4 protein-coding genes and 1 pseudogene are annotated in these 4,696 nt (G+C 73.1%); 1 reads left to right on the forward strand and 4 read right to left on the reverse strand.

Going from position 1 to position 4,696, the window contains the following annotated elements:
• Positions 1–480, reverse strand: a pseudogene (locus HYE82_RS34115) (cytochrome P450); the annotation flags it as partial.
• 246 nt (positions 481–726) lie between these two features.
• Here HYE82_RS34115 and HYE82_RS34120 point away from each other — a divergent pair.
• Positions 727–1,896, forward strand: a complete 1,170-nt coding sequence (locus tag HYE82_RS34120) for a steroid 3-ketoacyl-CoA thiolase (protein ID WP_179178100.1) — start codon at positions 727–729, stop codon at positions 1,894–1,896.
• 154 nt (positions 1,897–2,050) lie between these two features.
• Here the strand turns inward: HYE82_RS34120 and HYE82_RS34125 are convergent, their stop codons facing one another.
• The 3 genes from HYE82_RS34125 to HYE82_RS34135 form a co-directional block, all read right to left on the reverse strand.
• On the reverse strand, positions 2,051–2,455 hold the full coding sequence (locus HYE82_RS34125; protein WP_309144546.1) for a transglycosylase SLT domain-containing protein: 405 nt from the start codon (positions 2,453–2,455) through the stop codon (positions 2,051–2,053).
• A 363-nt stretch (positions 2,456–2,818) separates the two neighbouring features.
• Positions 2,819–3,691: an ECF transporter S component gene (locus HYE82_RS34130; RefSeq protein ID WP_179178103.1), complete on the reverse strand. Its 873-nt coding sequence runs from the start codon at positions 3,689–3,691 to the stop codon at positions 2,819–2,821.
• Positions 3,692–3,711: 20 nt separating this feature from the next.
• Positions 3,712–4,696 (reverse strand): ATP-binding cassette domain-containing protein (locus HYE82_RS34135; RefSeq protein ID WP_179178101.1); only part of this gene is annotated, 985 nt, incomplete at its 5' end.

The raw sequence follows: 4,696 nt of genomic DNA on the forward strand, positions 1-4,696 counted from the left end.
GTCCCCGCCGCTGTCCCCGCCGCGGTCGCCGCCGCCCGCCGCCTGCGCCGCCGCGCGCGCCTGCGCCACGATGTTCCGCGCCCGTTCGCGCAGGGCGCCCTCCAGGCCCCGGATCGCCCGCGGGGTGAAGCCGCGCTGCACGATCTGGCGTACGCGGGTGTGCTCCGGCGGGTCCATGTTCAGCATGATCAGGCGCTGGGCCTCGATCTGCTCGCGATGGATGTGCGGGTTGAAGCGGATGATGGCGGTGTTGACCGAGGACGAGAACAACTCCGGGTGCGTGGAGACGTACTTGACGTCCGCGTGCCGGGTCACGGCCCAGTAGCCCTCGTCGTCGAACCCGGTGATGCCGCGCGGCTGGGCGCACCACCACACGGGCGCGGTCTGCCGGATCCTTGCGAACTCGGGGAGCGGGACACGGTCCTGGAGGAGGTCGGGGTCGGTGGCGTCGAAGCCCTCGGGCAGCGCGGGACAGGTCATCGGGCGACTCCAAGACTGACGGACCATCAGGAAGTTGAAGTGGCTGAAACGTAGTAACGAGTTCTAGAAGTGACAAGGGCTTGCGCATCGACTGTTGCGTGGGGAATCCGTGGAGGCCGAGTGCAAGACCCTTGCGTGCCGGGCCCGAGGGTCATAAGACTGCGGGGAGAACTAGAACGCGTACTAGTTCAGGCGGGGCGCCGGGACGGCCCGCCGTGCCGGCACTGCGCAGGAGAGGACGAGCTCATGGCCGCGGAACCCGTCATCGTCGAAGCAGTACGCACGCCCATCGGCAAGCGCGGGGGCACGCTCGCCAACCTCCATCCCGCCTACCTGCTCGGCGAGACCTACCGCGAGCTCCTCGCCCGGACGGGCATCCAGCCGGACTGCGTCGAGCAGATCGTCGCCGGCACCGTCACCCACGCCGGCGAGCAGTCGATGAACCCCGCCCGGACCGCCTGGCTCGCCATGGGACTTCCGTACGAGACCGGCGCGACGACCGTGGACTGCCAGTGCGGCAGCTCCCAGCAGGCCAACCACATGGTCGCCAACATGATCTCCGGTGGGGTCATGGACATCGGCATCGCCTGCGGCGTCGAGTCGATGAGCCGGGTGCCGCTGGGATCCGGATCCAAGCACGGCCCCGGCAAGCCCTTCCCGGACGAGTGGAACGTCGACCTGCCCAACCAGTTCGAGGCCGCCGAGCGGATCGCCCGCCGCCGGGGCCTGACCCGCGAGGACGTCGACCGGCTCGGGCTGCTCTCCCAGCAGCGGGCGGCCACCGCCTGGGCCGAGGAGCGGTTCAAGCGCGAGACCTTCGCCGTCCAGGTCCCCACGACCGAGGAGGAGCAGGCGGCGGGCCAGGGAATGTGGCGCCTGGTCCACCGCGACGAGGGCCTGCGCGACACCGACATGGAGGCCCTGGCCGGGCTGAAACCGGTCATGCCGACGGCGGTGCACACCGCCGGGAACTCCTCCCAGATATCGGACGGCGCCGCCGCCGTGATGTGGGCCTCCCGCCGGATGGCCCGCGCCCTGCGGCTCAAGCCGCGCGCCCGGATCGTCGCCCAGGCCCTCGTCGGCGCCGATCCCCATTACCACCTGGACGGCCCGATCGACGCGACGCGGGCCGTGCTCGGCAAGGCCGGGATGTCCCTCAAGGAGATCGACCTCGTCGAGATCAACGAGGCCTTCGCCTCCGTCGTGCTCAGCTGGGCCCGGGTCTTCGAGCAGGACCTCGACAAGGTCAACGTCAACGGTGGCGGCATCGCCCTCGGCCATCCCGTCGGCGCCACCGGCGCCCGCCTGATCACCACCGCGCTGCACGAGCTGGAACGCCGCGACAAGGAATTCGCCCTGATCACCATGTGCGCGGGCGGTGCGCAGGCCACCGGCACGATCATCCAGAGGCTGTGAGGCCGTGGCCGTAAGGCCGCGGGCCGCAGGACAGGGCGCCTTCGGCGCCGCACGAACCCTGTGGGATGGGATGGGAAGGCGAAGGCCCCGGTGGCCGGCCTGGGGAGGCCGGCCACCGGGGCCTTGGCGATCGAGTCCGTGTGGTTCCACCGGCTTAGTACCAGTGGTTGGCCTGCCAGAAGTTCCAGGCCTCGACCGGGGAGCCGTAGCGCTCGTTCATGTAGTCCAGACCCCACTTGATCTGGGTGGCCGGGTTGGTCTTCCAGTCGGCACCGGCGGAGGCCATCTTCGACGCCGGCAGGGCCTGGACCAGGCCGTACGCGCCGGAGGACGCGTTCGTGGCGGTGTGGTCCCAGCCGCTCTCGCGGGAAACGATGTTGTTGAAGGCCGCGAACTGCGCCGGGTCCTTGATCATCTGCTGGGCGATCGCCTTGGCGCTCGTGGGGGCGGCCTGGGCCGGAACGGCGGCCAGCATGGAACCGGCGGCGGCAAGGCCGATCACGGTGCCCGCGAGGGTCTTCTTCGAAGCGGCGATGCGGCGGATGACGGCGTTGGACACGGAAAGCCTTCCGTAGGGGACGAGGTCGGTCGCGGCATGCCGAAGACATGCGTGAGCCACTCACGCGAAGGAGAGGGGTTCGTCCCGGCGGGGGGCTGTGCGCCCCGGCCGCCTCGGCGACAACACCAGTTAGCCAGGCCGCCGCCGCCCTGGCAAAGCCCCCCGTCTACTACGGGCCCTCGCAGTCCGGGCCGGCCCGTGTGTCGGCGGGCCGGTGGTCCCGGTGCAGGAATGGGGCGGTGCGGGGCCGGCGGCGGGTGGCCGCGGGGCCTACTAGGGCGGGCCGTATGTGACGTGGGTCCTGTGGGGCGCCTCACCGCCGGAGGGGTCGAATGTCACCTTATGTGGCCGCTTGTACCTTTTTCAGCGTGTGTCCCGGGCCACTTCCTGCCCTGAATCGAAGGAGGCGGGGGCGTCGAACGCCGCTTTCCGAGTCGCTCGGCGGAGTGCCTTCAGCAGCGTGCCGCCGAGGGTGAGGATCAGTACGACCGTCAGCACGGCCCGGCCCAGGTCCCAGCCCAGCGAGGTCGCCAGGCAGTACGCCAGGAACCGCGCCAGGTTCGCCGCGACCGGATCCCCCGGCTGGAACGAGACGCCCTGGCCCATGCCCTGCAGCAGGACCCAGCCCTGCAGGTTCATGATCGTCCCGTACGCGAACGAGCCCGCGAACCCGTACGCCGCCAGCATCGCCAGCTCCGCCCGGCCCCGGATCCGCTCCGGCCCGGGCAGCAGCCCGGCGCCCAGCGCGAACCAGCCCAGGGCCAGCATCTGGAACGGCATCCACGGCCCGACGCCGCCGGTGAGCAGGGCCGACGCGAACATCGTCACCGAGCCGAGGACGAAACCGAATCCGGGGCCGAGGACACGGCCGCTGAGCACCATCAGGAAGAACATGGGCTCCAGGCCGGCCGTCCCCGCACCCAGCGGCCGCAGGGCGGCGCCCACCGCGGCGAGCACACCGAGCATCGCCACCGCCTTGGCGTCCATGCCCTGGTCGGCGATGGTCGCGACGACCACGCCCACGAGGAGGGGGAGCAGCGCCGCGAAGAGCCAGGGGGCGTCCTGGGAGTGGGCCAGCCCCGATTGGCGGTCGGCGAGCAGCGGCCAGCCGAACGCGGCGATCCCGATCAGGGTGACGAGGACGAGGGCGGCCGCGGCCCGCGCGCCGATCCGCACGGGGCGGTTCGCGGGGCGGTTCGCGGGGCGGTTCGCAGGTCGGTTCGCGCGGTGGCTCAGCGCCTGGTTCGCGGGGTGGTTCACGGCGCTTCCTCCGGTGCACCCGGAGCGGACGGGCTGCTGCCCCCGGCCGTGGGCACGTCGGGCGGTGCGGCAGCCGCCAGGGCGGCGGCGACCTCCGGCACGGTGAGCCAGTGGCCGGGCGCCAGGATCTTGGCCACCTGCGGTGCGAACGCCGGCGACGACACCACGACCTCGGCGGTCGGCCCGTCCGCGACGATCTCGCCGCCCGCCAGGATGACCACCCGGTGGGCCAGCTCCGCAGCCAGCTCCACGTCGTGCGTGGCCAGGACGATCGCATGCCCCTCGGCGGCGAGCCCGCGCAGGATCCCGATCAGCCGGGCCTTGGCCGCGTAGTCCAGGCCGCGGGTCGGCTCGTCGAGCAGCAGCAGCGCCGGCCGGCTGGTCAGCACCAGGGCCAGGGCGAGGGCGAGCCGCTGCCCTTCGGACAGGTCGCGGGGGTGGGTGCCGTCGGCCACCTCGGGCAGCAGCGCCGACACCAGGCCCCGGCAGGTGCCGGGCGCCGCCCCGGCGTCGGCGTCCGCGGCCGCGCACTCGGCGGCCACCGTGTCCGCGTACAGCAGGTCGCGGGGCTCCTGCGGAACCAGCCCCGCGCGGCGCACCATCTCCGCCGGCGGGGTGCGGTGCGGCACCCGGCCGCCGACCGACACCTCGCCGCCGGCCGGGGCCAGGGTGCCGACCAGGGCGCCGAGGAGCGTGGACTTGCCTGCGCCGTTACGGCCCATCAGCGCCACCGTCTCACCGGCCGCCACCGCGAGGCCGATGCCGTGCAGGACCTCCGCCCTGCCTCGGCGCACCGAGAGGGCGCGGGCCAGGGCCACCGGGGAGGCGTCCGGGGAGGAGGCGTCCGGGACGCTCGCGGTGCGGGAGGACGTCGGCGTCGGGGTCGGGGATGCGCTCGGGCCGGCGGTGCGGCCGAGCAGGCGGGCCAGGAATCCGGGCCGGCCGGTGGGGGCCGTCGCCGCTGGCGGCCCGGCGCCGGGC

The sequence above is a fragment of the Streptomyces sp. BR123 genome (assembly GCF_013401435.1).
Classification (GTDB): domain Bacteria; phylum Actinomycetota; class Actinomycetes; order Streptomycetales; family Streptomycetaceae; genus Streptomyces.

Bases quoted from the DNA above. Each gene is read 5' to 3' on its own strand.
- HYE82_RS34120 (WP_179178100.1), top strand. From the start codon at position 727: ATGGCCGCGGAACCCGTCATCGTCGAAGCAGTACGCACGCCCATCGGC.